This is a genomic window from Candidatus Poriferisodalis sp. (genome assembly GCF_965208555.1).
Lineage (GTDB): Bacteria > Actinomycetota > Acidimicrobiia > Acidimicrobiales > Poriferisodalaceae > Poriferisodalis.
Map to the genome: position 1 here is coordinate 14015 of NZ_CBDBOX010000001.1, position 24593 is coordinate 38607.

A 24593-nucleotide genomic window follows, 5' to 3' on the forward strand; every position below is an offset into this window, starting at 1 on the left:
GATGGCTCGGGAGTTGAAGCTGTTGCGTGTGGGGATGGTGAGCGTGGACGGCACGCAGGTGGACGCAAACGCGAGCAAGCGGAACAGTCTGCGTTACGACCGGGCGATGGAGCTGCGCGAGCAGTTGCAGAAGGAGATTGCGGGCCTGATGGAGGAGGCGGAGCGGGCTGACGGCCGGGAAGCCTCAGACGAGCAGAGCTTGCCGGAGGAGTTGAAGCGGCGGCGTCACTTGAAGGCGAAGCTGGACGAGGCCTGCGCGACGCTCGAGCGGCGCGCGCGCCGTCGGGCGGAGCGTGAGCGCGCCGAGTACGAGCGCAAGCTGGCGGAGCGCAAGAAAGCGGCCTCCGAAGCGAAGAGGTCGGCGTCCGAAGCCTCCGAGCGAGGAGCCGGAGGCGGAGCAGCAGATCAACCTGACGGACCAGGACAGCGGCCTGATGAAGAAGAGCCGGAACAGCGAGTGGCGGCAGTCGTACAACGCTCAGGCGGTGGTGGACGCCGATGGGAGTCAGTTGGTGCTGGGGGCTCGGGTGAGCGGTTGCGCGAACGACAAGCGGGAGCTGGTCGCGGACGTGGAGTCGGTGCCGGAGACCGTGGGCACGGTCGAGCGGGCGCTGGCGGACAACGGCTACGCGAGCGGCAGCGAGGTCGGGACGCTGGAGGACCGGGGCATCGACGTGTTGGTGTCGACCCGCAAGGAGGACCGCCGTCGCCGGCACGACTTCCGGCCCGAGACGCCGGAGAAGCCTCAGAAGGAGCCGAGGGCCGAATGGGTGCTGAAGATGCAGGAGAAGATGGCCCGGGACGACAACCGCAAGAGGTACGGCCTGCGCAAGCAGACGGTGGAACCGGTCTTCGGCATCGTCAAGCAGGTCCTGGGATTCCGGCAGTTTCACCTGCGCGGGCTGACCAAGGTCGACACAGAGTGGAAGCTCGTCATGTTGGCGTACAACTGCAAGCGTCTGCACAACCTGATGGCCGCTTGAACCCCTCGTGGCCGTCTCGGCTCCAATGTCTGAAGCTCCCGACTGCACTCGCGGGCGAACCCGGACCCTGACAGCCGCCGAACGCCCACGAACGCTCGCTCAGCCCGCGACGGCGGCGCTCACGCAACGCCTATCGAACCGTCGCCCTGGCCTACAGGGGCGACTCCGCGACAACCCAAGTCCGACAGGCTTGTTAGGCGAACTTTTTTTCGGCGGCACGCTGCGCACGCATGTAGCAGCGCGAGCAGTATCCCCGGGCCAGGTGCTTCCGGCCGCAGCCTGGCGTTGTGCAGGTCTTGGCCGGTGGGCCGGGCGGCACGCTGCCAACGGGCGACAGCATGTCCGGGTGTTCGGCCGGGTTGGCCGGCCGGCCCAGCTTGTTCCAGCGCCGGTAGTGGCCCTGGCAGAGGCCCTTCGCGCAGTGCGGGCGGCCGCAGCCAGGGATGGTGCAGGTGCGGGCGGCGGTGGTGGTACGGGCCATCAGGCACCCACCGATCCGCCCGAGCCGAAGAAGCCCAGCCTGACAAAGCGCCGGCCGCCGTGGTGTTTCTCAACGGAGACCACAACTAGCTCAACAGGATTTGCGTCGGGGTTGTCGGGGTGGAAGGCCCTGACGACAATCTTGTCGCCAACGTTCGCCATGCCAAGCTGGTCGCCCGGGCCGGCCCAGATGTCGACGGAGTTGACCGTACCGGTCTTGGTGTTCAGGGTCATGGGCATTGTCTGTTTCCTTTCCCGTGTGGCGTTGGGCTGTGTTGCCCTGCCGTTACTTGTTGAGGGGATGATACACGCCTGCCGCGCAATGTCAAGGGGTCAGGGCAACGGTGGTGGCTGGGCTACCGCAGGCCCTCCCACACGGCGGCAGGGTCCGGCGCCCAACCTGCGTCAATGGCAAACTCGCAGGTAGCGCCCAGGGTGAGGCTCATCGCGTGCAACTTGGCCAGCGTGGCGCGCGCTTTCTGGATCGCGGCCTGGTCGTCGCCGTCGGGCACCAGCGTGATGCGCCGCCACCTGGCCGGCCCCGCGTGCAGTGCAGCTAGCGCCAGCCTGCCCATGCCACCCGACCCGACCGCGGCCGCTACCGTGCCGCCCTGGGTGCTGAGCGCCAGGGCGTCCGCCACGCCCTCGCACACCCGCAGGGTGTCGCCGGCGCCTACGCCAAAACCACGGCCGGCAGCAGGGCCGTAGGTGCGTTTGTCGGGTGAGCCGAACTTCTTGTGCGCGTGATCCAAGTACAGCAACTGGCAGGCGACGCCGGCGCCCAGCGGTGCTACCAGCGCACCTGCGGAGCCTTCCGGCACGTTGGCTTTCAGGCGTTGCAGCGCCGCCGCATCCAGCCAGGCCAGGGCCGACGGTTGCGCGGATCTGATCAGGCCGCAGCGCCATCCTTCGCGCACGCGCGCAGGTACAGGGCCGGCAGCTTCCACCAGCCGCCGCGCCAGATCCGCGATGTGCTTTTTGTGGTTGGCCACGGGCTTGGGTGCCGGGCTTGGTGCTGGCCGCGGCCTGGTGACGCGGTGCGGCGGTGTTACGCCGTTGCCACCTGTTTCGAAGTTTGCCGCGGCCAGTGCCGCCACATACCACTGTGGGTCGGTGTCATCGCAGTGGCGGCAGCCTGCCAGGCCCAGCCGACCTTCGACGTCGGTCACGTGGAAACGATCGTGCCCATCCCGGCACACGGGGCATGGGCCAACGTAGTGGTCTCCGCTGCGCCGCAGGTCAAGTTTCGCCGCCCACAGTTCCGCGCTGGGCCGTTCCAGCGGGCCTGCGGTGGTGGTGGCGCCGTGTGCGCCGGTGAAACTGCTCATGGCCTGCCGGAACGGAACTTCGGGTGCGGCGGCATCTGCCGCTGGCGGGAACTTCTTGCTTGCCTGCCTGCGCCGAAACCGAACTTCAACTTCGGGTGCGGCCGGCCGGTACCGGAACGGAACTTCAGGTGGCTTGCCTGCCTGCGCCGAAACCGAACTTCAACTTCGGGTGTGGCCCGGGCGCGGCGGCGGCGTGGCCGGCACCTGGATCGAACTTCAACTTCTTTGCCGTGGCCGGAACGGAACTTCAACTTCGGGTGCGGTGCGGCTGCCTGCCGGCCTGGATCGAACTTCAACTTCGGGTGCTGGAACCGAACTTCAACTTCAACTTCTTGTGCGCTAGAACGGTAACGGTTCTTCTTCGGTCACCAGGCGCAGACCCAATCGGAAACTTTTTTTGCTGCGGCCGCGGCGCTGCGACCGGAATCCGCGGTCGCGCAGAAAGGCTCCGAAGCGCTGGTGTGTAGGTGCGCGTTTGTAGCCGTTGTCCTCGAACCACTTCTTCATATCCTCGGCCAAGTCATTGAACCGTTCCTCGGCTTCAAGATCGCGCTCGGTGCGCTCTGCCAGCCACCGGTCCAGTGGTGGTGAGGCGTCGCGCATGAAGGCTTTGGATTCTTCGGTTACGCATTCCGGCACCGGAGGCAACCCGTCCTCCAGATAGACGATCGCCTCCTGAACGAGTTGGTGCAGTATGCCCCGGTACTCTTTGCGGAGCCGCTGTTTCAGGGTGACGTCGGGCTTGGCCGGCTGGTAGTCGAACGGAAGCACTCGCAGGCGCCGCGCCATTGCCAGGCCACCCTCGAGGCTGGGTGTGTGGTTCACACCGAACCAGGGAACGCCCATGAGGGTGATGTCCGTCTGGTCCTCGCGCATGCGGCGCGCGCGCAGGGTGCCGTCGCCGCCTGCCAGCATCTTGACGCGCTGGACTACCCACTGGCCCTCGGCGGCTTCAGGTTGCACGATCAGTCGCCGGTTGTGGAGGTCGGCTAGCTCGGTGGTGTGCCGGAACACAGCGGTCGGCTTGAAGAAGTCCGGCGCCACCTGAATGCTGTGTTCGCCCATCAGCTCGCTTAGCACGCGAAGGAAGATGCCTTTGCCGTTGCCGCCTTCGCCCTTCAGCAGGATGATGATTTCCTCCCGCGGCATGCCACAGAGGGTGTATCCGGCTAGCCGCAGCAGGTAGCGGCGCAGGTCCTCGCGCTCCAGCGTTACGTGGTCCAGGAAGCTGTTCCACACGGGTGTCTCGAACTTCTCGTCCGGGCACTCACCTAGCAGCATCTCGACGCGGTCGTTGGGTTGTGCCGGCCGCCGTTCGCCGGTGCGCAGGTCGAACACGTCCACGCGCATCTGATAGTTGCCGAGCGCCAGCAGGTACGGCTGCGAATCGAAGCGGATCTTCCGCTTCAGCGCATCGGCCGAGCAGAAGGAGGCCACGCCGCGGCACCACACGGGCGGGCACGGGTTCACCTCGTCGCGCGCGTTGTCCTCGGCCCAGTCGGCTATGAGCGCGAACAGCTCTCGGCTGCCGCGTACCCAGCGGCTCTCACCATCCCAGGTCATGACGTCGCCGGTTTCGCGGTCGGTTACGACGGTGTGGACGCCACCGAAGGCGGCAGCGGCTGTGGACACCCGTATCGGCTTCTTCTTGCTCATGGCTCACCACGCAGTACACGGCGGGCGAGGTTGTAGGCGTCGGCGGCCTGCGGGTTGTGCTTGTGGCAGGCCGAGGCCCGGCGCTCCAGCTTCCTGTCGATCACGCAGAAGGTGTCCTGGACCACTGCCGGCGCCGCGCTGCGTGCTGGATCATCTGGGTCGGTACAGCCGGCTACGCAGTGCCATCCGTCGTAGTAGTCCATATCGCCACCGCAGGCTGAGCAGGTGGGGTCACTCACTGAACACGCCAGGTTGGATGCTCATGCACTTCGGGCAGGTGACCAGGGATGGGCTGTTGCTGGCGCAGTGCTTCCCTGGGTAGACGCCGCAGTGAATGACGTCGAGCTTCTGGCCGCACCTGGCTTCCGGAGACCAGACCCCACCTGAGTTGGCGTGGACGTAGGTGGGCTTGGCGCTGGGCCGCGGAGGATCGTATCGGGCGAGGTTGGGGAAGTTCACATCAGCTCCTCCTGTTTCAGTGCTCGGTAGCGTTGCTCCCAGGCCGTGTAGCGCTTCCACTCGGCCTCGAGGTCCGGCCAGCGCTTCAGCAGCTCGTGGCTGCTGTACCAGGCGGCAGCCCAGGCCCTGGACGAGTGGTAGCTCACCAGCAGGCAACGGGCGCGATCGTTTCCGATGACGGCGGCTTGGTGGACAAGTTGCCATCCTATGTGTGGCGCGAACAAGAGCAAGTCGTCTATGAGCCCGGGCAGCTCGCGCCACTCCGGTCCGGTGTGGCCGCGCTCCTGTAGGCCCAGCAGCAGCGGCGCCTTCACCGCGCGATGGTTCTTCGCCTCGAGCCATTCCAGGTCGGGCGCACACCAGCCGTCCAGGGAGGCGGCGTAGTTGCCGCGCTCTAACGCAGCCGGGAACGCCCGGGGCAGGAATCGGTGCTGGATGACACGTTCCATGAGGTGGCCGCGCTCGCGCATGTTGCGGACGAACTCGGACACGGGCTCCTCTGGCACGCCGCGGCGCATGTCGGCCAGGTCGACCCAGGACTTCTTGTTCCAGTTCGGGTTGGCCCGCATCACCACGGCCGATGATGATGCGGTCATCTTCTTCGACCGCCAGGTGTGCCAGGCCGGGGAGCCCTGGTGGTAGTGGGCTACCCTCACCGGAAGATCTTCCTCGCCGCCTGGCGCAGCCCGGGACCGGCATCTGCCGGTAACTGATGCAGCCAGCTTCTCGAGCTGCGCGGCCTGGCGCAGCAGCCGGTTCACTTTGCGTAGCAGCTCGATGTTGATGGTGACGGGCGGTAACCTAGCCACGGGCGGACGGACGGGCGGCCGGAAGGAAGGTGTGCTTGCCGGTGTTCACGCCGAAGGCCAAGCGCTCGAGCTTGCTGGCGAACTGTTCGCGGCGCAGCCGGCGCCGTACCGCTTCGGGTGTCTCCTTGCCAGACCGTTGTGGCCTGCTGCGTTCACCTACTTCGGCATCGCATACCACGCCCATGAAGTCGTGATACAGATCTCTGAGTTCGTCGTGCGGATAGGGCTGCTGCGGCGTGCTGCTGACAGGTTCGGCGGTCATGGCATTGCCTCCTCGTCTAGGGCTATGGCTGCGGTGCGCAGGTCGGATCGTGTGGGCCGGCTGAAGAGCACGGGCCGCGTGCAGTCCACATCGCAAAGGATCGCGTTCACGAACGCGGCCGCCCAGGTGGTCTGCACGTCGATGGCAGTGAAGGTGAACACGCGCCAGCCCATTGCCTGCGCGAGGTTGGCCTTAGCCGAATCGGCCTGTAGGCCATCGTAGGAGCCGTGGCCGGCGCCACCGCCGCGCGGTGATCCCTGGATCTCGACGGCGATCTTGCGCATGGGCCAAGCGAAGTCGAACTCGAGCTTCCGGCCTACGTGGTCCGCGAACAGGTAGTCACGCTCGGGTTGAGGTACGCGGTCGCCGCGGGCGCAGGCCTCCGCCCGGTGACGTAGCTGGCGCGCGAACGCTGTCTCGAGGCTGCTTGGGCGCCGCGGCACTACGTCACCTCTTCGCCGAAGAAGGCATGGTGGTCCAGCCATCATTCGTCCTCCTCGTACGGCACGGATCGAGCGGTAGTGGTGTAGCCAGGACCCCAGCGTGCGAAGACACCAACCCTAACAGGGCCAGCAGTTGTGCCTGCCCATCAAGGTCCAGGGCGGCGTGGACACGGCCCCAGTCGGCAAACAGGATGCCGCCTGCGATCCCGTACATCTCGTTCGCTTCGTAGTAGGTGAGGCCGGCGCGCATCACATCACCTCAAGCACTGTCAAGAACCTGCGGTACGGGATCTCAGGGTTGTCGGTCGGCTCGGTGCCCACTTCGACCAGTGCCCCGGGCCATTGCCGGTAGTCGTCGCCGGCGCCCTGTATCATCGCGATGTGCTGGGTGTCGGTGAGCGGTTGCCGGGTGCCGTCATCCAGGTCCAGAGCCATGACAGGCGGCGCACCGGAGTTCTCGGCATCCCAGGCTTCTACCCACGACACGCTGTCCACCACGGCCTGGCGCGACGAGTGGGCTCCGTCGGTGAAGCTGCTCATGCTTCGCCGAAGACGTCCAGTGCGTCTTTCATCGCGGCGTTGTAGCCGGCCGCGTAGGCCGTGTTGCTGTTGATGCTGCTTACGGACAGCTTCGCAATGATCCGTTCCTGTTCGGCACGCAGGTCTTCGGCTATCTCGCGTGCTTGCTGTGCAGCGATAGTGTGGTGCAGGTCTTGAGGACCTGGGCGTGGCCTGGCAATCTGTTCCCACTTCTGGACCAGTGCCTTCACTGCTGTTCGACCTGCTTCTTCGCGGATGCCCGTTCGGACGCGGCCAGTGCGCGGCGTAGGGATCGGCGCATCCAGTCGGGCGGCGACATGCCGTCGCGCTTGGCAGCATCGAAGATGCGCTTCAGTGTGCCGCCTACGTCCTTGTGGCTGATCAGTTCTGGGTAGTGCATGGCGGGATCGTTGCCTCCTTTTCGGAATCGTAGTTTTCGTTCGGCTCGCAAGCCTCGGTCGCGCCGCTCAACGCCAGGGCCTCGCGCAGGCTGCGGCGCATCGCCGGGTCCATCGCCGGGTCACTGGCCAGCCGCTCGCGGGCCAGCCGCACGGCTGCGGCGCGCTCGGCAGCCGACCAGAGGGCCGGCCGGTGCGGATCGTTGCCGGGGGCCTGCCGGGCGATCACGGCCAGCCGGTGGTCGGCGATCGTGGTCCCGTCGGCCGGGTGCGGCTCGCCGCACCCGGGATCCTCGATCAGCAGGCGGTAGGCGGCGCGGATCATGCAGGGCGCATCGTGGATCAGCACGCCGTAGCGCGAGTCCGTCAGCCTCGATCCGCAGTCCGCGCACTCGCGGGATCCAGGCACGCCGCCGGCCTCCGCCCACGCGATCCGGTCGGAGTCGCAGTCAGGGCAGCGCAGGCCGACGTAGCGCCCGCTTGCATCCTCGCGGATCGGGATGCACACGTCGTGCTCCGGCGTCGCCGGCAGCGGCTCGCGGTCGCCGCCGGAATCGAACCACTCGCGCCGGTCCGGGTCCTGGTAGCGCTCGCGGTGCAGGCAGCCGCGCAGGCGCAGGGGCCTGGCGCTCGCGGTAGTCTGAGGGTCGGTCTCGGTGGTGGTCATCGTCATCTCCTTGGTCTGAGGGTTAGCAGCTCGAGCATTGCGGCGATGCCGGGGATGATGCCCAGGTAGTTGCTGCGTGCCTCGCGAGCTCGCCGGCTTCCGGCTCGCGGCCGTTGCGGGCCTTCCATAATGAGCCCGGCGGCAGTTCGACGTAGGCGTCGACCCGCTCCACGTTGGCTAGCTTGGCCAGCGCCTGTTCCGGTGGCTGCATACGGTCAGGGTAGCACATGGGTTGACAGCGGTAAACCGAGGTGTGCTACAGTCAACGCGCCGGCGGATGGACCGTAACGGCAGGACACGAAAAGGAACACCATGACCCCTCAGGAAGCCATCGACATGTACGAGCCTGTGATGCCCTCGCCCTACATCTTCAGGCGCGAGGCGCTGCGGACCTATATCCTGGCCGGCCGTGGTGCGATCACGGCGCGGTCGGAGATCAGCCGCAAGCGCTACACCTTCAAGTTCAGCCGGCCGGCGCACAAGCTGGGCGGGAAGCAGGCTCTGTTCGTGCGGCTCGTGACGGGGCCGGACGGGGAAACCACCTTCATCGGCACGATCTGGCCGGACGGCCGGTTCGCCGCCGACCGCAAGCGCGGCACCTTCCAGGCGAAGGCCGCGTTTGCGTGGCTGTGGCAGCAGGCGCGCCTCGATGGCGGCAACCTGCCGTCGAACGTGGCTGTGTGGCATGAGGGAAGCTGTGGCCTCTGTGGCCGTGCGCTGACGGTGCCCGAGAGCATCGAGTCCGGCTTTGGCCCGGTCTGCCAGGCGCGGATGATGAAGGCAGGTGTCTGATGCAGTGGGAAGAAACACCTGACCACGTCCGGAAGCTGAACCTCCTGGGCGCGGCAACCGAGCGCTCAGCGCCATGCACTGAGTGCCAGGAGGTTGACGAGCACGAGTTTGTCCACCCGGCTGTTGCGATGCAGGTAATCGCCCGTGGTGAAAACGTCTGATGCGCCGCTACCGCAAGAGCCGGAAGTTGTTCGCGCCCATGCAGACCATCGCCACGGAAGGCCCTGGCAAGCGCGTTGTCCGCGACGACAACGGCAAACGTCCTGGGCCGGGTGTACGGCAACGGTGGTGGACGTTACGTGGCGCTGGTGGCGGCCTACAGGCCGGACGCCGGCGACGACGACACCGAGCGCTGGGGCTGTTGCCGCATGCTCAACCACTTCCCGACCGAGGAACTGGCGGTTGCGGCCGACCAGCCTCGTGATGCGTTTGGCCGATTTCTAGCCGCAGCGGAGTGTCCGCACCGGCACATCACACCAGGACCCAACACCAACAGGAGGAAACGAAACATGGGTTCATTCACCGACAGCCACGGCGGCGGCGAGACCATCTCCACCGCCCAGCTCCAGAAGCAGAAGCAGGTCCGCGTCGTCGAGTCGGCCGAGACGGTCGACGGGTTCGGCGAGGGCGACCCCAAGCGCGTGAAGTTCACGCTGGTGGCCACCGACAAGTACGACGGCAACGTCCTGTACTCGAACAACTCCATCCGCGTCACGATGCTGAAGGCCGTGAACGACGACAAGATCCCGGACGAGATGGACGAGTGGCGCGGCTTGAAGCTGGGCCTCTTCGCCAGCAAGGTGCAGACGCCCAATGGCAGCACCACGGCCCGCCAGGTGAAGATCCTGGGTTGGGACGAGGACGTCCGGAAGTCGAAGCCCGCACCCACGGGCGGCGACGACGATTTCGACGAGAGCGAGACGGACGACAATATTCCGTTCTAGCCGGTCGAAACGCGGCACCTGCACGGGTGCCGCTTCGGGCGCACGGCAGCGTCCCTGACGATGACCTGACCACTCAGCCAGCCAGCGGATGGGCCGCAACGGCAGAACTACAAGGAGCAGCGAGCGCACATGGAACTCACAGACGCTCAGCAAGCCGCAGTCAAGGGCGCAGTCGCGTTTCTGAACGACGGCGACACGAAGTTGCAGACCAGCGACGACCCCGAGCCGATGGGAGGCTGGCAGGGCACCGCCGACTTCGGCGACGACGAACTACAGAACGGCATCAAGCGCCTGGGCGGCCTGGCTGGTGCTGGCAAAACGACCTGCCTGTCCGCGATTGCCGCTGCCGTGGAGCCGGCGCCACTGGTGCTGGCGCCCACGAACAGGGCCTGCGTGGTACTGCGCCACAAGGGTGTCCCGGCCTCCACGATCCACTCGGCGCTGTACACGCCGATGAGCCGCATGCTCCAGGACCAGCTAGCGGACCTCCAGGGCGACCTCGACACGCTGCCGCCCGGGCCGGAAGCCGGCCAGGTGAAGGCGGCGATGACCCGGCTGCTGAAGCAGATCGATGAAGCAGAGCAGGCGGGCGGCGAAGCCAGCGAAGTGAGCTTCGCCACCAGCCAGGACTGTGCGCTGGCCGAGGCGCCGTCGATCATCGTGGACGAGGCCAGCATGGTCACGACCGGGATCCTGTCGGACATGCGCTCGGTAACGAGCGCGCCGATCCTGTTCAGTGGCGACCACGCACAGCTACCGCCTGTCGAAGGCGAATCGGTGCTCACAGACGAGCCCATCGATTGGGAGCTCACCGAGAACATGCGAGTGGGCGACCAGAAGGACCTGGGCGATCTGGCGGTGCAGGTGCGCAACGAGGGACGCTTCCCGCAGCGCACCGGGACGCCGGCAGCGGTGTGGCGGCCGGTGCAGACGCTTGTGGAGAACCTGTCGTGGCCGGACGTGGTGATCGCCAGCCGTAACGCCACGGTCATCAAGCTCAACCGCCTGGCGCGCGCACAACGCGGCCTCACCTCGAAGCTGCCGGACGCCGGCGACCGGGTTGTGGCGCTGGGCAACGACCCGAAGCAGGGCCTCTTCAACGGCCGCCTGTACACGGTACTGGAGCAACTGGCACCGCCACCCACGGACAGCGACGACGTGACGACGCACCAGGGCCGCCCGTGCAAGATCCGCGGCCAACTCGAGCCGGGCGAGAAGATGTGGGGAGCCTTCATCGTGGAGCCGAACGGCGAGGTGAAGGAAGGCGACAAAGTGCTCGTTCGCACCCGCGGCGGCAAGAAGTGGACCGACCGTGTGTCGCGCGTAGTGAACGAGGGCCGCTGGGGAACCGAAGTCACCTGCGGCCGCCCGGGCCTACAGCTACGCCTACAGCCGCTCGACGGCGGCGATCCGATCGATGCCTCGTGCGACGTGGAAGCGTTGCGGTGGCAGGACACCCACGGCAAGAAGGCTCCCGGCAGCCACCCGTCGAACGCGATCGGCTGGGGCTGGGCTATCACCTGCCACAAGGCTCAGGGCAGCGAGTGGGAGAAGGTGGCTGTCGTAGACGATGCGGCGTGGATGTGGCATCAGAACCCTGACCACTACCAGCGCTGGCTGTACACGGCCGTGAGCAGGGCCAGCTCGCGTCTGGTGTACTCGAAGATGCAGAAGGGCGACGCGATCCAATGAGCAGACGGTTTCGCTGTGCAACCTGTCTTCACTGGCGGAAAGTCAAGGGGCTCAACGGCACCTGCTACGCAACGACGCCAAAGGTCGTGATGTGCCCCGATGGAACCGGGCGCGTTGCCTGGCCGATCACGGCATCGGACGAGAGTTGCAACTCATGGGCCCTGCTACGCCGACCACAGCGCAATGGCTGATGAGTTCGAACGTGCTGCTGAGGTTGCCCGTGAGTGGCTGCGGCCGTTGTACCTGGAAGCCTGGAAAGCGGTCGGCAAGCCCAGCGGCGACCGACGCCACTTCTTGGCGCGGGTGGTGCGCAAGGTGGCCAGCGCCGACGCCTACTGCACACCCGAGGCCGTGGCCGAGCGCCGCGAAAGGATCGAGGCATGGGTTCGCGCGAACCCTGCCCTAGCTGTGGCGGGTCTGTGCCCGCCGCTTCACCATGTGAAACCCTATAGGGAGTAGAACCAGTGCCAGCCAAGAAGAAGACCGCGACAGCGGCACCTGCGGCGCAACAGGCGCAGCAGACAACCATCGAGGGCATGAGCTTCTTCACGAAAGAGCTGGGCGCAGCCGAAGGCATCCGCGACAAGCGCGACGCCGGCTTTGCGCTGTCGATCATCGAGGAGAACGTGCGCAACATGAACAAGACTCGCTCCGCCCGCGAGCAGTTGCGGCGGAAAGAGATCGGCGTCTTGGTGGTGGCCCTGCGCCGCTACATTCGTCACACCCGTTTCGTGTCCCCGCTGCTGGCCTCGGCCAGTGTGCGTGACGGCGGTAGTCCCGGCTGTTGAGGTGGCGGGCGTGAACCCGTACCGCTACTGGCACCGCTACCGGCCCGAGAACGAGGTTGTCGTCCCGCAGTGGCTGGACACCATCCTCGCCACCATCATCGTGGTTGGCACCGCAGCCTGGCTGCTGATCGTGCTGCTGGGGCCGGCGTAGTGGACATCTATCCGTACTCAACGGTCGCATCGTTGCACCACGACCTGGAACAATACGGGGTCGACACGACCCTGACCTACATGCACAGCAAGGGTAACGGCGGCGAGGGCATGGAGGAGTACTTGCGCCGGCTGTTGCGCGAAGGTGTCCCGGATCATGATGCGATACACCCAGCCCTGCGGCGTGCATTGAAGCGCCGCAAGCTCATCTTCCTCCAGATGATCGACAACGAAGTGGGGTCCACAGCTTGAGGGCCTGGACGGACGTATGGCTCCGCGACGATCTCCCGTACGGGAACCTCGCCCGGCCGAGGAGGACGAATGATGGCTGGACCAATCGCACGCAGGCAGCGCCCGGGCCGCACACGCCGTATCCGCGCCATGCGCACACCGGACGAGTGGGCGCAGTTCTGGCGCCACCTCGGCCGTGGCTGGCCGGCAACGCGCCACCTCAAGAAGCCACAGCCGGCTCCTGGCTCGTGGTGGTCTGGCCTGTTCAGGCGACGCCGGGAGCACAACTGATCATCGGGAGCGCCGGGTGCCGCACACCGCGGCTTCTGCAAGTTCCATGACCCGGCGCTCCCACCTACACCACACCAGGCTGAAGACCACTACGAGGCCGGCAGGTCCCGGCTCAAGCAGATCACCGAAGCAATCGCGCCACGAACAGCGGCGCAACAGGAGGAACAGCAGTGAAGATCATCAAGCTAGAGGCCGAGAACATCAAGCGCCTGCGCGCCGTCGAGATCCGGCCTGACGGCAACCTGGTTGAGATCACCGGGCGCAATGGCCAGGGCAAGACCAGCGTCCTGGACAGCATCCTCTGGGCCATTGCCGGTACCCGTACCCATCAGAAGCAGCCGATCCGCGACGGCGAGCAGGTGGCGCGCATCAACCTGGACCTCGGTGAGATCGTGGTCCGCCGCCAGTTCATAGACGAGGACGGCAAGACCGCAACGCGCCTGCGCGTGGAGGCTGCCAGCGGCGCCGAGTTCAGCTCGCCACAGAAGATGCTGGATGGCCTGCTGGGCACGCTGTCGTTCGATCCGCTGGAGTTCATCCGGGCCGCACCGAAGGACCAGTTCGAGACGCTGCGGCAGTTCGTGGACGGCGTCGACTTCGTCAAGATGGACCGCCTGAACCGCGAGGCATACGACGAGCGGCGCGTCATCAACCGCGAGGCCAAGAAGCAGCGGTCCGCGGCCGGCCAGGTGCAGGTGCCAGAGGATGTGCCCACAGAGCTGGTGTCGGTGCAGGAGCTGGTTGCCGAGCTGAACCAGGCCAACGAGGCCAACGAGCTGATCGCGCGGGAACAACGAGATGTGGGCCGCAAGCGCGAGCGCTTGGCCGAGATCAAGATCGAGGTCGAGGACTGCGCCCGTAGGCTAGAGCGCCTTCAAACGGAGCGTGAAGGCATCGAGAACGACCTGGAGTTCGCTGACGAGATCCAGGCCCCGGTCGACACCACCAGCATCCGCCTACGCCTGGACAACGCAGAGGCGCTGAACGACGCTTACCGCCAGCGGCAGCGCCGCGACGAACTGCTGGCATCAGCCCGCGAGGCCGAAGACAAGAGCGCGAAGCTCACGGCTGCCATGACCAAGCGCACGCGCCAGGTGAATGAAGCCATTGCCGCGGCCGACATGCCGGTGGATGGCCTGACCCTGGCCGACGGCGCCGTGTTGCTCAACGATGTGCCGCTCGAGCAGGCCAGTGACGCGGAACAGCTCCGGTTGTCGTGCGCCGTGGCCATGCGCCAGAACGCGAAGCTGCGTGTGATCCGCATTCGCGACGGCTCGCTGCTGGACGAACAGGGCCTGGAGCTGTTGCGGGGCATGGCCGATGAGCACGACTATCAGATCTGGATCGAGCGCGTTGACAGCAGCGGCCGCGTCGGGTTCGTGATCGAAGACGGCACGGTCATGGAGCAGGGGCGCAGCAGGTGACAGTCGACTTCAACACCGGGCTCACGGACAGCCTGTCTTCGATGCTGGACCCGGAGGCGCTCACGCCAGTGGAGGAAGCACCGGGCGGCTACCTGTGCTTCTGTGGAGACTAGGTGCCACGGCCTAGCGGCTGCTAGCGGCCTGCGGTGCTACGGGATGCTGAGGCCTCTGACCACGCGGACGGCCGCTGCGCGCCGACAACGGCCGCTGTCCGCTCGGCCTGCTAGCATTGGAGCACATGAAAACTCCACTGCTGGAGCACAACGCATCTCGTTCATGCGGAACGACCGATGGCGCTGGCCAGGAGAAGGAGTGGTCGAGCCACGAGCTGACCGACCTGGGTGCTGAGGGCATCACTTCCATGATCCTGGAGTCGCGCCAGGTGTGGATCAAGTTCAGCAACGGCACGGCGGTTACACTGACACCCTACCTAGAGGACAGAGCATGAAGAACTGGCTCAAGAGCATCAACTGGAAGCACGTCATCGCGGCGTGGGCGCTCGGCGTCCTCAAGGCGTGGCTGGTGTGCAAGTTCGGCGTACCGTGGTCGAGTCTGGTGCCGTCGCTGTGACCCGCACCACCAAGACCCTGAGCGGGCTGGCGGGTCTGTACCTCGTCTGCTTCGCGTTCGTCGTCGTCGGGCCGCTGCTCCACTGCGCCCCCGAGTCTGCGTCCGTTCCTGAGTTCGTCGGCGTCGGCGATCAGCCGTCCGTCAGCGAGACGTATTTGATCAAGCAGGCTCAGGTTCGATGGGCGGAGGACATGCGGGATCACGTCCTGACTCACCTCGGCCTCGGCAACGTCCCGGTCAGGACCAACGCGGACCACTGGTCGAAATCAAGTCAGCGGGTGCGGTTCAACGCCTACGACGACGACCGCGCCTATGGCGTCACGTTCACGAACACCGGATTCAGCAACGCCGACATCACCTACGGCGACCCGGACGTGATCAGCGATCCGGCCGTGAACCACGGCGACAGCTTCTCCATTGTGGACAACTGCGGTAGCACGATCATCGAACATCAGATCGACGTGACGGTGACCGAGGAACACAGCGTCGAGACGACCGTTTCGCACTCCACCACCTTTGACTGGAAGGCCGGCGCGGAGGAGAAAGTCGGCGGCGAGTTTGCCGGCGTGAGCCTCGAAGTCACCCTGTCTCAGGAGTTCGGCCAGTCGTTCAGCCATGAGGAATCGCAGACCAAGAGCGAGAACACAAGCACTGAGAAGACGATCAGCGACAAGGTGGACATCCCGCCGCCCCCGGAGGACTTGGACTGCACCTACGTACTGATCACGGTGGGCAGCCAGAAGAAGACGGTGCAGTACCCGTTCAGCGCGAAAGGCGACCTGTCGTGGGGGATCGAGTTGGCGTTGCCCAAGCCCGGCAGCGGGCCGATCTACTGGACGTACAAGGGCAAGCGGTACGGCGACATCGACGATTGCTTCCGGGCAGCAAACGACGACGGAGGGATAGGCCCCGGAGATTGCGACGCGCACAACGACTACGACTGGTTCCGCGACAGCGAAGCCCTGGATCACTTCGCGACGGATCGGAACAACGGCTGGCGGCAGCGCGAGAACCCGACCAGCGAGCTTCACCCCTACGTGCTCAAGTTCGCGACCATCACCGACTTCTACCAGCTTTGGCGAGGCGACAACACGGAGTGGCCGGCTATGGAGAACGACGCTCTAGGCGCCGCGCATTCAGCGGCTCACCTGCTCGACAACAACCGCTATGTCGAGATCACGGGCACTCAGGTTCGCGTAGCCGAGGAAGGCACCGAATACTCGCTGCACGACATCAGCGACCCATCCTGTGATCAGGATGCCATCAAGGAGGCGTTCGACACCGACTTCGAGGGCCTGCCCGGAGACAAGCTGGACGAGTTGGGTTGCAAGTCGAGACAGCTATGAGCACATGTTCTGAGTGCCGCTGGTGGGAATCGTCGGAGTTGGAGCCGACCGAAGAACGCGGCACAGGGGAGTGCAGGCGTTTCCCGCCCGTTCCGCTGCGCGAGGATTTGGAAGTCGAGGGCTACTGGCCCACGACGGAGCCGGATGACTACTGCGGCGAGTACGCCGCGAAAGAGAAGGAGACATGATGAAGCGATCCCTACTCACCCTGACCGTGCTTGCGCTGCTTGCGATGCCCGTCGCGGCACAAGACATCCAGCCCGTCACGCCGCTAGAGCCAGCGCAGGGCGTCCACTCGGGGCACATCGCCGTCAACGTCGCGGGCGAGCAGCTCGGCTGGTCGTTCACGCTGCCCGAGGGGATGACGTTCGACGCCCAGGTGCAGCTCTACGAGGTCAACGACACGATGAGCGGCGTGGACCGCGTCAGGTCCGCCAGCGTCGGTCTCGGCTACACGCGAGACTTCGACATGTTATCCCTGGTGTTCGCCGGGCACGCCACGTATGCCAACGACGAGTTCAATCCCACGGCCGAACTGCGGCTGGAGTACGACCGATACCTGGTCTACGCTGAGTACCACTTCGACCCTCCGGACGGCGTGATCGACCTCGCGCAGGAGTGTTGGGAGGGTGTCTGTGTCGGTGTCGGGATTCGGTTCTGATGCAGAACCTCGTAGGACAGGTGATCTATGCTGGTGGCAACGCCGTTGCCAGGATCACCGCCCAGGACGGTGACAAGTTGACGATCTCTCCAGTCGGCGAGCCGGTGCAGGGTGAAACACCGATGCCGGCTCCAGGCGGCTGGAAGACGATCGAAGACTTCAACACCTGCGTCGGCATGGGGATCGAAGGCCCAGCAACCGGACGGGTCTTGACCGTCACGAAAGACGGCGTGTCCAAGCAGTACCGGCAGGTGTTCGGCGGGCCGTTCGATGGCACAAAGAAGGTGCCTGACGTGGAGCACCGGCAGGTGTTCGGCGGGCCGTTCGATAGCACAAAGAAGGCGCCTGCTGACGTGGACCACTGCGGCGAGTACACGCTGTCGTACTACGAGGGCGGCCCGAGAGAGGCGTTGGTCCTCAGCATGCCGGTCGAGTTCTTCTTCGAGAAGGGCTGACAGGCACTTCTGCACAGAGCCTGACAGGTTCGCCGCCCCGTCGATGCCTGTTGGTGCATTGGCGGGGCGGTCATGCGTTAGGCTGACTTTCAGCGATGGTTTCTGGGTACAGTTCGGCATCCAGCTCGGTCTGTCGGCGATCAGCTACCTGTCGAACAAGCGCCGCCGTAGAGGCAGCCGGCGCATCGCAGCGCAGCGCCGGCCGAATCAGATCCGCATACGCGGCGACGTTGACTTCCCGCTGTACTGGATCCTGGGCGAGTGCCGGATCAGGGCGCGGATCTTCTATCACGAGACCCGTGGCTACCTCATCACCACTGCCCCTCACTTCTCGGCTGCACGCCCGGGGCGCGGCCGCTACCTGGATGTCGGCAGCACGATCACCCAGGGCCGCAGCAAGGGGCCGAAGCTGATCGCGGTCGACAGAGACAACTTCAAGGATGTAGCCGACGCACCTGGCCAGGGAACGGACCTGGCATGGATTGAGGAGCCAGACACAACCGACGGTGGCCTGGTGCGATCCGGCACCACGCGGCGCCTCGGGAAGTGGCGGATGATCTTCAACACGCTCGCGGACGGCAGTCAGGGCTCTACGTTGCGCGAGGCTGCGGCCGCCGCCATAGCCCAGCACGCGCAGTCTCTACCCTTCGGCACCAACCACAAGGGCTACGGCATCTCGTGGGTCCACATGGAGTTCGACCAGCCTCCGTTCGGTGAACAGAAGGGAGTCACCGTTATCGCCGGCGACCCGTTCCCGATCGTGTGGGATGAGGACTCGGACGGGCCGGACGTGGAGATGATCTACGAGGGCATCTTCCTGAAGCTCCCGACGCGTGGCCAGGCGTATGAGCAGTGGCCTACCGTCTACACGCGCAACTGGAGCGCCGGCGAACTCTGGCGCCTGCTCGAGTTCGAGGGCCGGCCGCTGCGGAACATCAACCAGGCTTCCTTCATAGAAGCGGCCGAGATCAGCGCGACCAAGCTGGAGATCGATGCCGGCGAAGAGCTGTGCAACATCCGCTGGTGCTACCTGGGCACGCGGTCCAGCACGAGGCCAACGCAGCTCACCGGGAACGCCTGGCCACCACCGGCGCCGGGCAGGACGCAGCGCGAGGGCGCGGTAGCGGCATCAGGCATCGCCGATCCGTATCTGTGGTACGCGCTCCAGTTCAATATCGATGGAACCTGGACCAACTGGGGCGCGTGGATCCTGTTCCATTCACCGCGCGGCGGCAACGGAGGCAGAGGTGGCCAGTCAGCGAATGCGCTGGCTGTCAGGGCCGTGAAGTCGACCGGGCTACTACCAGGCGCCGGCACCGATTCGCTGGCGTCGTCCGTGTCTTTTGCGGTTGACGGGCCAAGCGTCGTTGTTTCCGAGTTCGGTGCACCGGATCCTGGCACCATCGACCTGAACCCTGTCCCGGGCGAACGCGAGACGGAAGACTTCGCCACACGCAACGGCACCTTCTTCACGGCCTCCCAGGAGATGCCGACGCACCGGATCAACTTCCAAGCGCCGGATGCGTTGCAGAGTCTGAGCCTGCGCTTCGAGTTCCGCACCGGCGCGGCCGTGAGCAACGCAGGCGAGAAACTGTTCTGGCTCGGGTGGCCCAGGCACCGAGACCTGGTTGGCTACGGCATCGTCAGGAACGGTCAGCTTCTGATCGTCCACGGCTTTGGGCTGCCAAACGACGAGAAGCGCCGGGACCAGGTGCGGTACAACCTGCGGCCCAACACCACCTATGAGGTCCAGTTCGACTTCCACGGTGGAGATCACTACCAGCTACAGGTGACGCCACTAGATGAGAGCATGGCGCCAGCGAACGTCACCGGCATTCCGAGCATCTCCTACCTGCCTGCTGGGCAGGCATCCATCACCTTCGGCGGTGAAGGCACGAGTGCAGAACCGATACAGCCAGGAGCTAGCTTCAGCGACCTGGTGATCTCAGGCCAGCGCGCCGGCCCGCGCCTGAGCGGTCCTAGCCCGTTGCCGCCCGGTGTCATCCCCGGAGACCCTGCCGACGTCTACTGCCGGCAGCTTGGCCTGGACCGGGAGGTTGAGCTGTACGAGGTGAACGGGATCGTATCGAGCGACGACAGGTTGGCCGACGTAGCCGACGAGATGGGATTCGCCGGCTCAGGTGGAGTCGTATCTGATGGCGGCGTCCAGTACGCGATGCCGGGATGGGACCGGGAGCCGGTAGCGCACCTGGACGCGACGCATCCGGACGTCCAGCGGTTGCCGTGGCGATCGGCGCCGCCACTCGATGAACGGGTCAACGCTGCGTCCGTGACCCTGGCCAACTCGCGCGCTCACCACCACAAGCCCTACACCACGGCGCAGGTCGTCGACCAGGCGCAGCGGGTCCGCGATGGCCAACTACTCCACCACCACTACGGCAGCAAAGGCTTCATGACGTCGCCGGTTGCGGCAACGATCATCCTGAGGCAACAGCTCGCGGCGGCCAGGCCCTGGAAGGTGGTGCCCTACGAGATGCCGATCGAGTTCGATGCCTCTCTGAGGAAGGCGATACCTGGGCAGCGGATCACCTTGAACGATCCCGGTATCGATCTGCATCCGGTTGTGAGCCGCGACCCGGCCGGCGCACTGTTCGGCTACGGCAACCCGTCCGGCCGCTACATGCGCCTGCTCAACCGCACATTCAACTTCGAACAGCTCACGATGCGGCTGCTGGTAGTTGAGCACCCTGACGGCGTGTTCGCTCCTGACCAGGCTTTCCCTGGGCTCGAGCCGGACCCGAGTGCTCCTGGCTCCTTCGTTGCGAAGCCCACCGGACTGTCGCTCTTTGAGCGTGCCTACACGACGGACGATGGGGTTCTGCGCACCGACATACTCGGCACCAGCGAGATCGCAGCCGTGGCGAAGCGGATTGTCCAGTGGCGCCCTGTGATCCCGGGCGGTACACCGGAGAATCCCTACACGTCGCTCACGGTAAAAAACAACCAGGGCAACGATGTGACGCTCACTGAGACGCCGGCCTGGGGCGGTGAGCGCCAGTTCAGCATCGACGGCTCTGACTTCACTTTGCCTGACGTGAGGATCGGCGTGACGCTTGAGTTCCGATTGATCGACGTGAGCTTCAGCGGTGCTAACAGCGAACCTTCGGACGTAGCGACGATTACACCAGATGGGATGACCGATCAGCTTGCCGATCCTTCCGGGCTGTCGGCAACGCCGATGACGGGCGACTATTTGATCGAGTGGGAGCTGCCGAACGAGCCCGACTACGGCCTGACACGCATCCGCCACAAGCGCGGAGTTTCGACTGGTGCAACGCCGCCTGCCGATGCTGTTGCGGCGGGAGCGGTGCGCGGTACTTCGGCCATTTACCAGCTTGGCGGGAGCGCCGCACCCGGCTCGGGGCGGGCGTGGATTCAGCACGAGGACAGACGCGGCCGGGCCACGAACTGGGCGGCGATCAACGTGGCGCAACTGGGCGAAGACGAGAACGAGGTCTACGTTGACATCGTGTTCGCCATCTCGGACTCAAGCACTTCCGCTCCAGCGCTTGGGCCGAACGATGCGATCACGGGAGCCCGCCGGATACCGATGGACACAACCACCGCATGCCCGTACCTATGGGCGTGGGCCAGGACGGCCAAGAGGTCGGCTGGGGGCCTCTACCTTGAGTGGTCGGCATGGGGCGAAGCTGTTCTCTGGGGGGTTCACGAAGACACCGAGCCGCCTGTCGGCGCGTTCCAGATTCAGTTTGAACGACGAAGCCGAAGCGACACCGAGTACAGGGAACCGGTCGACGGAAACGTATCTTCTGCCTATCCGTACTTCGACATGCGCCAGCGTCGGAGAGTCGGATCTGCCGGTTCGTGGACAGATTGGGGGCCGTGGATTCTCATGGCCGTACTAGTCGACGGCGTCACGTTCGAGGGAGTGTTCGCACGATTCAGCGCCCTTCAGGTTGGTGTGGCCGCTTCAACCAGCGACCCGGTCGTCACCCCATCCTCGACTTGGTCGGGGTGGACGGACCGCGGCGCGGTAACGGCGCAGAACCGTCCTTCATGGCTTATGGACATGAGCAACTGGAACGACTTCAACGCTTCGACACCAAGAACGGCCGCGTTCCTCATCACATCGGGCGCGACCAACAAGCCGACTCGGGTAGACGCCGACACCAGGGGTCTGATTTTCAGGTTCGACGGGACTCAAGACCTGCTCCTTGCGGACCTGTGGGGAACAGCAGCCGTTGGGCTCCTGTACTTGATTTGGGCTCAGACCACGAGCGGGAATCCTGCTTGGCGCAACAACCTCGACCACGACATATATGACATCCAGGCGACCCTTGATGAGGTCGGTGTTGGACCAGGAGGAAGCATCCTTTCCCCAGACTTCATGCCCGGCAACCTGGACGATGTCGCGGCCGGGTCGATCAGAATCTTCTCTTCACTCTCGGCAGATAACGCGCCACCGAACAGCCTGATCGGGATCATCCAGCGAGTGGGCAACACCCAGGATGTTCTATGGGACGACTTCCAGGCCGGGGTCGGATCCTACCGATGGGCCTCGCGCACGATAAGCTAACCCGGCCAGACCTCCGTCTTCTCAGGTAGCCGCGCCTGGTTCTCGTAGATCCTGTCGTCGGGGTAGATCGACCTCTGCGACTCGTCGCTCTGACGGGTCACGCCGGCCTGGCTCGGCAGATACCGCGCTGAGTCCACATCGAGCGAGTAGCGGTTGCCTTCGTCCAGTGCCTCGCCCACCTGGCCCACGTAGCGCAGGTCCGGCTCCCACTCGCCATTGTCGATACGCAGCAGGAACGTGACTGTGGCGTCGCGCACGGACGGCCGGATGAGCCAGGCACGGAACAGCGGATCGGCGCCCTCGAGGTAGACCGTGATCGGCTCCTCGCGCTGCATGTCGACCTCGTAGTCCGATAGGCCCAGGACCTCGCCAGGGCGGTAGCGAACACCGCCGAGCACCAGGTCGTTGACGCCGTTCCACCACGCGAAGCCCTGGCGGTATCCGGGATCACCAGGAGAGCCGACTGGCTCGATGTAGAGCGCGATGCGCGACTCGACCGAACCTCCCGGCCTCGACGTCTGTACCGGCGCCAGCCGGCGCACGTCGATCATGAAGTCCCGGTCGCGCTGTAGCCCGTCCTCATCCTCGCCGCGCCAGCGCCAGATCTGGACCCCGGGCTCACGCAGGCGGCCGCGGACACGACGGTCGTTCGCGGGATCGAAGGCGAGGCCGGAAGGTGTGGCGGCAACCGGCACTGCTCCCGCGGCAACCCGTAGCAGCGAGTACGTCTTCGCGCCGACGCCACCACGGGCTACTGGAAGCGTCTCGTCGATCTCGTCGCCTACGAACCAGGTTCTGTCGGCAACTGGCGGCAGCACCATAGCTGGCGGCGTAGGCGCCCCAACCGAGATGAAGAACTGTCGCTCATGGTATGAGCCGTCCTCGTCGGTTGCCCGGTACGTGAGTGGGTACACGCCGAAGGTGGAAGCGTTGCCGGAGTAGCTGCGGCCGCTGAAGTGGATGCCTGGAACAACGCCCACGACGTTGTAGGTGAGGTCACCATTCCCGCCGTTTGCAGGTGGCAATACCTCGTCGATGGCCACACCCTGGCTGAAGGTCTTGTTCTGGATCTGGGGCAGGATCGGTGTCCGGTCGTCGGTGAGGGCTGCACCCACGATGATGCCGGCGAAGTGACTTGCGTTACCGCTTTCGGCTTCGAGCATGAGCGTCGGCGCACCTTCGATAGAACCCTGGAAGTAGGAGCCGATACCGCTTGCAACCTCGATGCGAACTGGTTCGTCAAGCCGGCCGCTCCAGAAAGATCCAGGCGCGGTCGACACCTCGAACATGAACTCGCGGCGCAGCGCCCCGTCGAAGCCGGTGCCCATCGCTTCGCTCGCAGCCTCAAAACCGAACTCGGTCCGCAACGAGCCGGAGAAGCCTGTTCCGGCCGCGGCCGACGAGACGATGATCGATATGAGGTTTCCCAGGCGGCCAGTGAAACCCGATCCGCTCGTGGTTTCGATGTCGAGCCCAAGGGACGATACGGCCGGCCCGAGAGTTGCAAAGAAGCCAGTGCCGGCCGCTGTCGTTGCAACCTCGAGCGCGATAGGATTGATGATTCGTAACGCGAACACGCCGCGCGGGATTCCGAGATCACTCGGCAACGCGCCGTGGTTCGTGCCAGTGCCGGGAGACGTAGGGTCCGGGATCTCCCACAGCTCGTCCCCGGTATCGTCAACGATCCACGCGCTGCCAGTTTCCTGGTCGATGGAGATGCCGGTCGGCCTCTGAAGATTGGCCGGCAACAAGCCTCGGCTGACAGCGCCGGCCGGGTTCGACGGATCGGCGGCCTCGATTAGCCAACCGTTGACAACGTCCACGACCCATAGATGGCCGTCGGCGTCAAAGGTAATGCCAAAGGTAATGCCTTGCGGCCCGGGCAGCAGTATCCCGTGGTTCGTGCCAGTGCCCGGAGACGTCGGGTCCGGGATTTCCCAGACCTGATGCATACCGCTGGTAACCCACAGGCTGCCGTCAGCGTCGAACGCGATGCCGTTCCCGGTCCCGATGAACCCACTCGGCAGAAAACCTTGGTTTACGGCGTCCCCAGGGGAGGTCGGATCAGCGATGCGGTAGATGTAGTTGTTCGCCAGCACCCAGGCAACACCAGCAGAATCGAACGCCAAACCATGTGGGTTGCTCCCCGCTGGCAGTATCCCGTGGTTCGTGCCAGTGCCGGGAGACGTAGGGTCCGGGATCTCCCACAGCTCTACCCCCCCCCCGCTTTCCTCCGCGACAACCCAGATCGAGTCAGCCATGCCCGTGGACTACCTCATCTAGTCGGCTTCGGTCGACGTAGTCAACGCAGACCCGGCTACGACCTGGGCGCTGTAGTTCGCGTCCGTGACCTCCGTGTTCAACGCCGTACCAAGCCGAACCAGGAAGTTGCTGCCAGCCACTCCGAGCGCCGAGTCGATGAGGTTCTTCAGCCCCGCGTCGTCGAGGCCACCGCTCTTGATCACGAGGTCGAACTCGTTCGCGTCGAACTGCATCGGCCGGCCGGCCTTGACCGCGACCGACGCCGTCAGCGCCGTCCAATCAACGAGCGTGGCGCGGGTGGCCGGTGGCCCGTATTCGACCATCGCGTGAGTGATGGTCACGTCGGCCGCGGCATCACCGTGGTCGATGGCTGCTGAGTTCTGAATCCGTACTGCCATTCGGTC

Annotated in this window: 29 protein-coding genes; 15 read left to right on the plus strand and 14 right to left on the minus strand. The window is 65.3% G+C overall.

Annotated features, from left to right (window positions below):
• Positions 1 to 434: 434 nt before the first annotated feature.
• The gene (locus tag ACOGXE_RS00080; RefSeq protein WP_419930420.1) at positions 435 to 983 is read left to right on the plus strand and encodes a transposase; all 549 of its coding nucleotides are present in this window, start codon (positions 435 to 437) and stop codon (positions 981 to 983) included.
• 193 nt (positions 984 to 1176) lie between these two features.
• Here ACOGXE_RS00080 and ACOGXE_RS00085 read toward each other — a convergent pair whose 3' ends face one another.
• From ACOGXE_RS00085 to ACOGXE_RS00140, 12 genes are all read right to left on the minus strand, one after another.
• Positions 1177 to 1464 carry a hypothetical protein gene (locus tag ACOGXE_RS00085; RefSeq protein ID WP_419930421.1) on the minus strand — a complete coding sequence of 96 codons (288 nt, stop codon included), beginning with the start codon at positions 1462 to 1464 and terminating at the stop codon, positions 1177 to 1179.
• Positions 1464 to 1697, minus strand: a complete 234-nt coding sequence (locus tag ACOGXE_RS00090) for a hypothetical protein (protein ID WP_419930422.1) — start codon at positions 1695 to 1697, stop codon at positions 1464 to 1466. Before ACOGXE_RS00090 ends, ACOGXE_RS00085 begins: the two co-directional genes overlap by 1 nt.
• A gap of 122 nt (positions 1698 to 1819) precedes the next feature.
• Positions 1820 to 2632 (minus strand): hypothetical protein, encoded by an 813-nt coding sequence (locus ACOGXE_RS00095; RefSeq protein WP_419930423.1) that lies wholly within the window; start codon positions 2630 to 2632, stop codon positions 1820 to 1822.
• Positions 2633 to 3130: 498 nt separating this feature from the next.
• Positions 3131 to 4447 carry a DNA primase family protein gene (locus tag ACOGXE_RS00100; RefSeq protein ID WP_419930424.1) on the minus strand — a complete coding sequence of 439 codons (1317 nt, stop codon included), beginning with the start codon at positions 4445 to 4447 and terminating at the stop codon, positions 3131 to 3133.
• Positions 4444 to 4686 (minus strand): hypothetical protein, encoded by a 243-nt coding sequence (locus ACOGXE_RS00105; RefSeq protein WP_419930425.1) that lies wholly within the window; start codon positions 4684 to 4686, stop codon positions 4444 to 4446. Before ACOGXE_RS00105 ends, ACOGXE_RS00100 begins: the two co-directional genes overlap by 4 nt.
• 216 nt (positions 4687 to 4902) lie before the next feature.
• Positions 4903 to 5667 (minus strand): hypothetical protein, encoded by a 765-nt coding sequence (locus ACOGXE_RS00110; protein WP_419930426.1) that lies wholly within the window; start codon positions 5665 to 5667, stop codon positions 4903 to 4905.
• A 40-nt stretch (positions 5668 to 5707) separates the two neighbouring features.
• Positions 5708 to 5977, minus strand: a complete 270-nt coding sequence (locus tag ACOGXE_RS00115) for a hypothetical protein (RefSeq protein WP_419930427.1) — start codon at positions 5975 to 5977, stop codon at positions 5708 to 5710.
• Entirely contained in the window at positions 5974 to 6261 is a 288-nt protein-coding gene (locus ACOGXE_RS00120; RefSeq protein WP_419930428.1) for a hypothetical protein, read from the minus strand. The genes ACOGXE_RS00115 and ACOGXE_RS00120 overlap by 4 nt, the downstream gene beginning before the upstream one ends.
• A gap of 408 nt (positions 6262 to 6669) precedes the next feature.
• Positions 6670 to 6960 carry a hypothetical protein gene (locus tag ACOGXE_RS00125; protein ID WP_419930429.1) on the minus strand — a complete coding sequence of 97 codons (291 nt, stop codon included), beginning with the start codon at positions 6958 to 6960 and terminating at the stop codon, positions 6670 to 6672.
• The gene (locus ACOGXE_RS00130; protein ID WP_419930430.1) at positions 6957 to 7190 is read right to left on the minus strand and encodes a hypothetical protein; all 234 of its coding nucleotides are present in this window, start codon (positions 7188 to 7190) and stop codon (positions 6957 to 6959) included. The genes ACOGXE_RS00125 and ACOGXE_RS00130 overlap by 4 nt, the downstream gene beginning before the upstream one ends.
• A complete protein-coding gene (locus ACOGXE_RS00135; RefSeq protein ID WP_419930431.1) occupies positions 7187 to 7360 on the minus strand; it encodes a hypothetical protein in 174 nt (57 codons plus the stop codon). The genes ACOGXE_RS00130 and ACOGXE_RS00135 overlap by 4 nt, the downstream gene beginning before the upstream one ends.
• Positions 7342 to 8025: a hypothetical protein gene (locus ACOGXE_RS00140; protein ID WP_419930432.1), complete on the minus strand. Its 684-nt coding sequence runs from the start codon at positions 8023 to 8025 to the stop codon at positions 7342 to 7344. Before ACOGXE_RS00140 ends, ACOGXE_RS00135 begins: the two co-directional genes overlap by 19 nt.
• Before the next feature lie 312 nt (positions 8026 to 8337).
• Here ACOGXE_RS00140 and ACOGXE_RS00145 point away from each other — a divergent pair, with 312 nt between their 5' ends.
• From ACOGXE_RS00145 to ACOGXE_RS00210, 14 genes are all read left to right on the plus strand, one after another.
• Entirely contained in the window at positions 8338 to 8817 is a 480-nt protein-coding gene (locus ACOGXE_RS00145; RefSeq protein WP_419930433.1) for a DUF6011 domain-containing protein, read from the plus strand.
• Between the two features lie 509 nt (positions 8818 to 9326).
• Positions 9327 to 9761 (plus strand): hypothetical protein, encoded by a 435-nt coding sequence (locus tag ACOGXE_RS00150; RefSeq protein WP_419930434.1) that lies wholly within the window; start codon positions 9327 to 9329, stop codon positions 9759 to 9761.
• Between the two features lie 129 nt (positions 9762 to 9890).
• Entirely contained in the window at positions 9891 to 11453 is a 1563-nt protein-coding gene (locus tag ACOGXE_RS00155) for an ATP-dependent DNA helicase (RefSeq protein WP_419930435.1), read from the plus strand.
• A gap of 183 nt (positions 11454 to 11636) precedes the next feature.
• Positions 11637 to 11912 (plus strand): hypothetical protein, encoded by a 276-nt coding sequence (locus ACOGXE_RS00160; RefSeq protein WP_419930436.1) that lies wholly within the window; start codon positions 11637 to 11639, stop codon positions 11910 to 11912.
• 5 nt (positions 11913 to 11917) lie between these two features.
• Positions 11918 to 12241 carry a hypothetical protein gene (locus tag ACOGXE_RS00165; protein WP_419930437.1) on the plus strand — a complete coding sequence of 108 codons (324 nt, stop codon included), beginning with the start codon at positions 11918 to 11920 and terminating at the stop codon, positions 12239 to 12241.
• Positions 12242 to 12251: 10 nt separating this feature from the next.
• Positions 12252 to 12392, plus strand: coding sequence for a hypothetical protein (locus ACOGXE_RS00170; protein WP_419930438.1), 141 nt, complete (start codon positions 12252 to 12254; stop codon positions 12390 to 12392).
• On the plus strand, positions 12392 to 12643 hold the full coding sequence (locus ACOGXE_RS00175; protein ID WP_419930439.1) for a hypothetical protein: 252 nt from the start codon (positions 12392 to 12394) through the stop codon (positions 12641 to 12643). The genes ACOGXE_RS00170 and ACOGXE_RS00175 overlap by 1 nt, the downstream gene beginning before the upstream one ends.
• A gap of 440 nt (positions 12644 to 13083) precedes the next feature.
• The gene (locus ACOGXE_RS00180) at positions 13084 to 14337 is read left to right on the plus strand and encodes an AAA family ATPase (RefSeq protein WP_419930440.1); all 1254 of its coding nucleotides are present in this window, start codon (positions 13084 to 13086) and stop codon (positions 14335 to 14337) included.
• Positions 14338 to 14575: 238 nt separating this feature from the next.
• Complete coding sequence (locus tag ACOGXE_RS00185; RefSeq protein ID WP_419930441.1) at positions 14576 to 14785, plus strand: hypothetical protein; 210 nt, start codon at positions 14576 to 14578, stop codon at positions 14783 to 14785.
• Positions 14782 to 14907, plus strand: coding sequence for a hypothetical protein (locus tag ACOGXE_RS00190; RefSeq protein WP_419930442.1), 126 nt, complete (start codon positions 14782 to 14784; stop codon positions 14905 to 14907). The genes ACOGXE_RS00185 and ACOGXE_RS00190 overlap by 4 nt, the downstream gene beginning before the upstream one ends.
• Positions 14904 to 16253 (plus strand): hypothetical protein, encoded by a 1350-nt coding sequence (locus ACOGXE_RS00195; RefSeq protein ID WP_419930443.1) that lies wholly within the window; start codon positions 14904 to 14906, stop codon positions 16251 to 16253. The genes ACOGXE_RS00190 and ACOGXE_RS00195 overlap by 4 nt, the downstream gene beginning before the upstream one ends.
• A 187-nt stretch (positions 16254 to 16440) precedes the next feature.
• Complete coding sequence (locus ACOGXE_RS00200; RefSeq protein WP_419930444.1) at positions 16441 to 16914, plus strand: hypothetical protein; 474 nt, start codon at positions 16441 to 16443, stop codon at positions 16912 to 16914.
• A complete protein-coding gene (locus ACOGXE_RS00205; RefSeq protein WP_419930445.1) occupies positions 16914 to 17369 on the plus strand; it encodes a hypothetical protein in 456 nt (151 codons plus the stop codon). Before ACOGXE_RS00200 ends, ACOGXE_RS00205 begins: the two co-directional genes overlap by 1 nt.
• 43 nt (positions 17370 to 17412) lie before the next feature.
• On the plus strand, positions 17413 to 21927 hold the full coding sequence (locus ACOGXE_RS00210; protein WP_419930446.1) for a hypothetical protein: 4515 nt from the start codon (positions 17413 to 17415) through the stop codon (positions 21925 to 21927).
• Here the strand turns inward: ACOGXE_RS00210 and ACOGXE_RS00215 are convergent.
• Both ACOGXE_RS00215 and ACOGXE_RS00220 read right to left on the minus strand, forming a co-directional pair.
• Positions 21924 to 24056, minus strand: a complete 2133-nt coding sequence (locus tag ACOGXE_RS00215) for a hypothetical protein (RefSeq protein WP_419930447.1) — start codon at positions 24054 to 24056, stop codon at positions 21924 to 21926. The genes ACOGXE_RS00210 and ACOGXE_RS00215 overlap by 4 nt on opposite strands.
• A gap of 150 nt (positions 24057 to 24206) precedes the next feature.
• Entirely contained in the window at positions 24207 to 24587 is a 381-nt protein-coding gene (locus ACOGXE_RS00220; RefSeq protein WP_419930448.1) for a hypothetical protein, read from the minus strand.
• Positions 24588 to 24593 lie beyond the last annotated feature (6 nt).

Excerpts from the sequence above, each read along its gene's own strand:
- ACOGXE_RS00140 (WP_419930432.1), bottom strand. The coding sequence starts at position 8,025 with ATGACCACCACCGAGACCGACCCTCAGACTACCGCGAGCGCCAGGCCC.
- ACOGXE_RS00125 (WP_419930429.1), bottom strand. The coding sequence starts at position 6,960 with ATGAGCAGCTTCACCGACGGAGCCCACTCGTCGCGCCAGGCCGTGGTG.
- ACOGXE_RS00150 (WP_419930434.1), top strand. The coding sequence starts at position 9,327 with ATGGGTTCATTCACCGACAGCCACGGCGGCGGCGAGACCATCTCCACC.
- ACOGXE_RS00210 (WP_419930446.1), top strand. The coding sequence starts at position 17,413 with ATGCCTGTTGGTGCATTGGCGGGGCGGTCATGCGTTAGGCTGACTTTC.
- ACOGXE_RS00100 (WP_419930424.1), bottom strand. The coding sequence starts at position 4,447 with ATGAGCAAGAAGAAGCCGATACGGGTGTCCACAGCCGCTGCCGCCTTC.
- ACOGXE_RS00080 (WP_419930420.1), top strand. The coding sequence starts at position 435 with ATGAAGAAGAGCCGGAACAGCGAGTGGCGGCAGTCGTACAACGCTCAG.
- ACOGXE_RS00220 (WP_419930448.1), bottom strand. The coding sequence starts at position 24,587 with ATGGCAGTACGGATTCAGAACTCAGCAGCCATCGACCACGGTGATGCC.
- ACOGXE_RS00200 (WP_419930444.1), top strand. The coding sequence starts at position 16,441 with ATGAAGCGATCCCTACTCACCCTGACCGTGCTTGCGCTGCTTGCGATG.
- ACOGXE_RS00090 (WP_419930422.1), bottom strand. The coding sequence starts at position 1,697 with ATGACCCTGAACACCAAGACCGGTACGGTCAACTCCGTCGACATCTGG.
- ACOGXE_RS00205 (WP_419930445.1), top strand. The coding sequence starts at position 16,914 with ATGCAGAACCTCGTAGGACAGGTGATCTATGCTGGTGGCAACGCCGTT.
- ACOGXE_RS00190 (WP_419930442.1), top strand. The coding sequence starts at position 14,782 with ATGAAGAACTGGCTCAAGAGCATCAACTGGAAGCACGTCATCGCGGCG.
- ACOGXE_RS00145 (WP_419930433.1), top strand. The coding sequence starts at position 8,338 with ATGACCCCTCAGGAAGCCATCGACATGTACGAGCCTGTGATGCCCTCG.
- ACOGXE_RS00085 (WP_419930421.1), bottom strand. The coding sequence starts at position 1,464 with ATGGCCCGTACCACCACCGCCGCCCGCACCTGCACCATCCCTGGCTGC.
- ACOGXE_RS00155 (WP_419930435.1), top strand. The coding sequence starts at position 9,891 with ATGGAACTCACAGACGCTCAGCAAGCCGCAGTCAAGGGCGCAGTCGCG.
- ACOGXE_RS00115 (WP_419930427.1), bottom strand. The coding sequence starts at position 5,977 with ATGACCGCCGAACCTGTCAGCAGCACGCCGCAGCAGCCCTATCCGCAC.
- ACOGXE_RS00185 (WP_419930441.1), top strand. The coding sequence starts at position 14,576 with ATGAAAACTCCACTGCTGGAGCACAACGCATCTCGTTCATGCGGAACG.
- ACOGXE_RS00135 (WP_419930431.1), bottom strand. The coding sequence starts at position 7,360 with ATGCACTACCCAGAACTGATCAGCCACAAGGACGTAGGCGGCACACTG.
- ACOGXE_RS00160 (WP_419930436.1), top strand. The coding sequence starts at position 11,637 with ATGGCTGATGAGTTCGAACGTGCTGCTGAGGTTGCCCGTGAGTGGCTG.
- ACOGXE_RS00120 (WP_419930428.1), bottom strand. The coding sequence starts at position 6,261 with ATGCGCAAGATCGCCGTCGAGATCCAGGGATCACCGCGCGGCGGTGGC.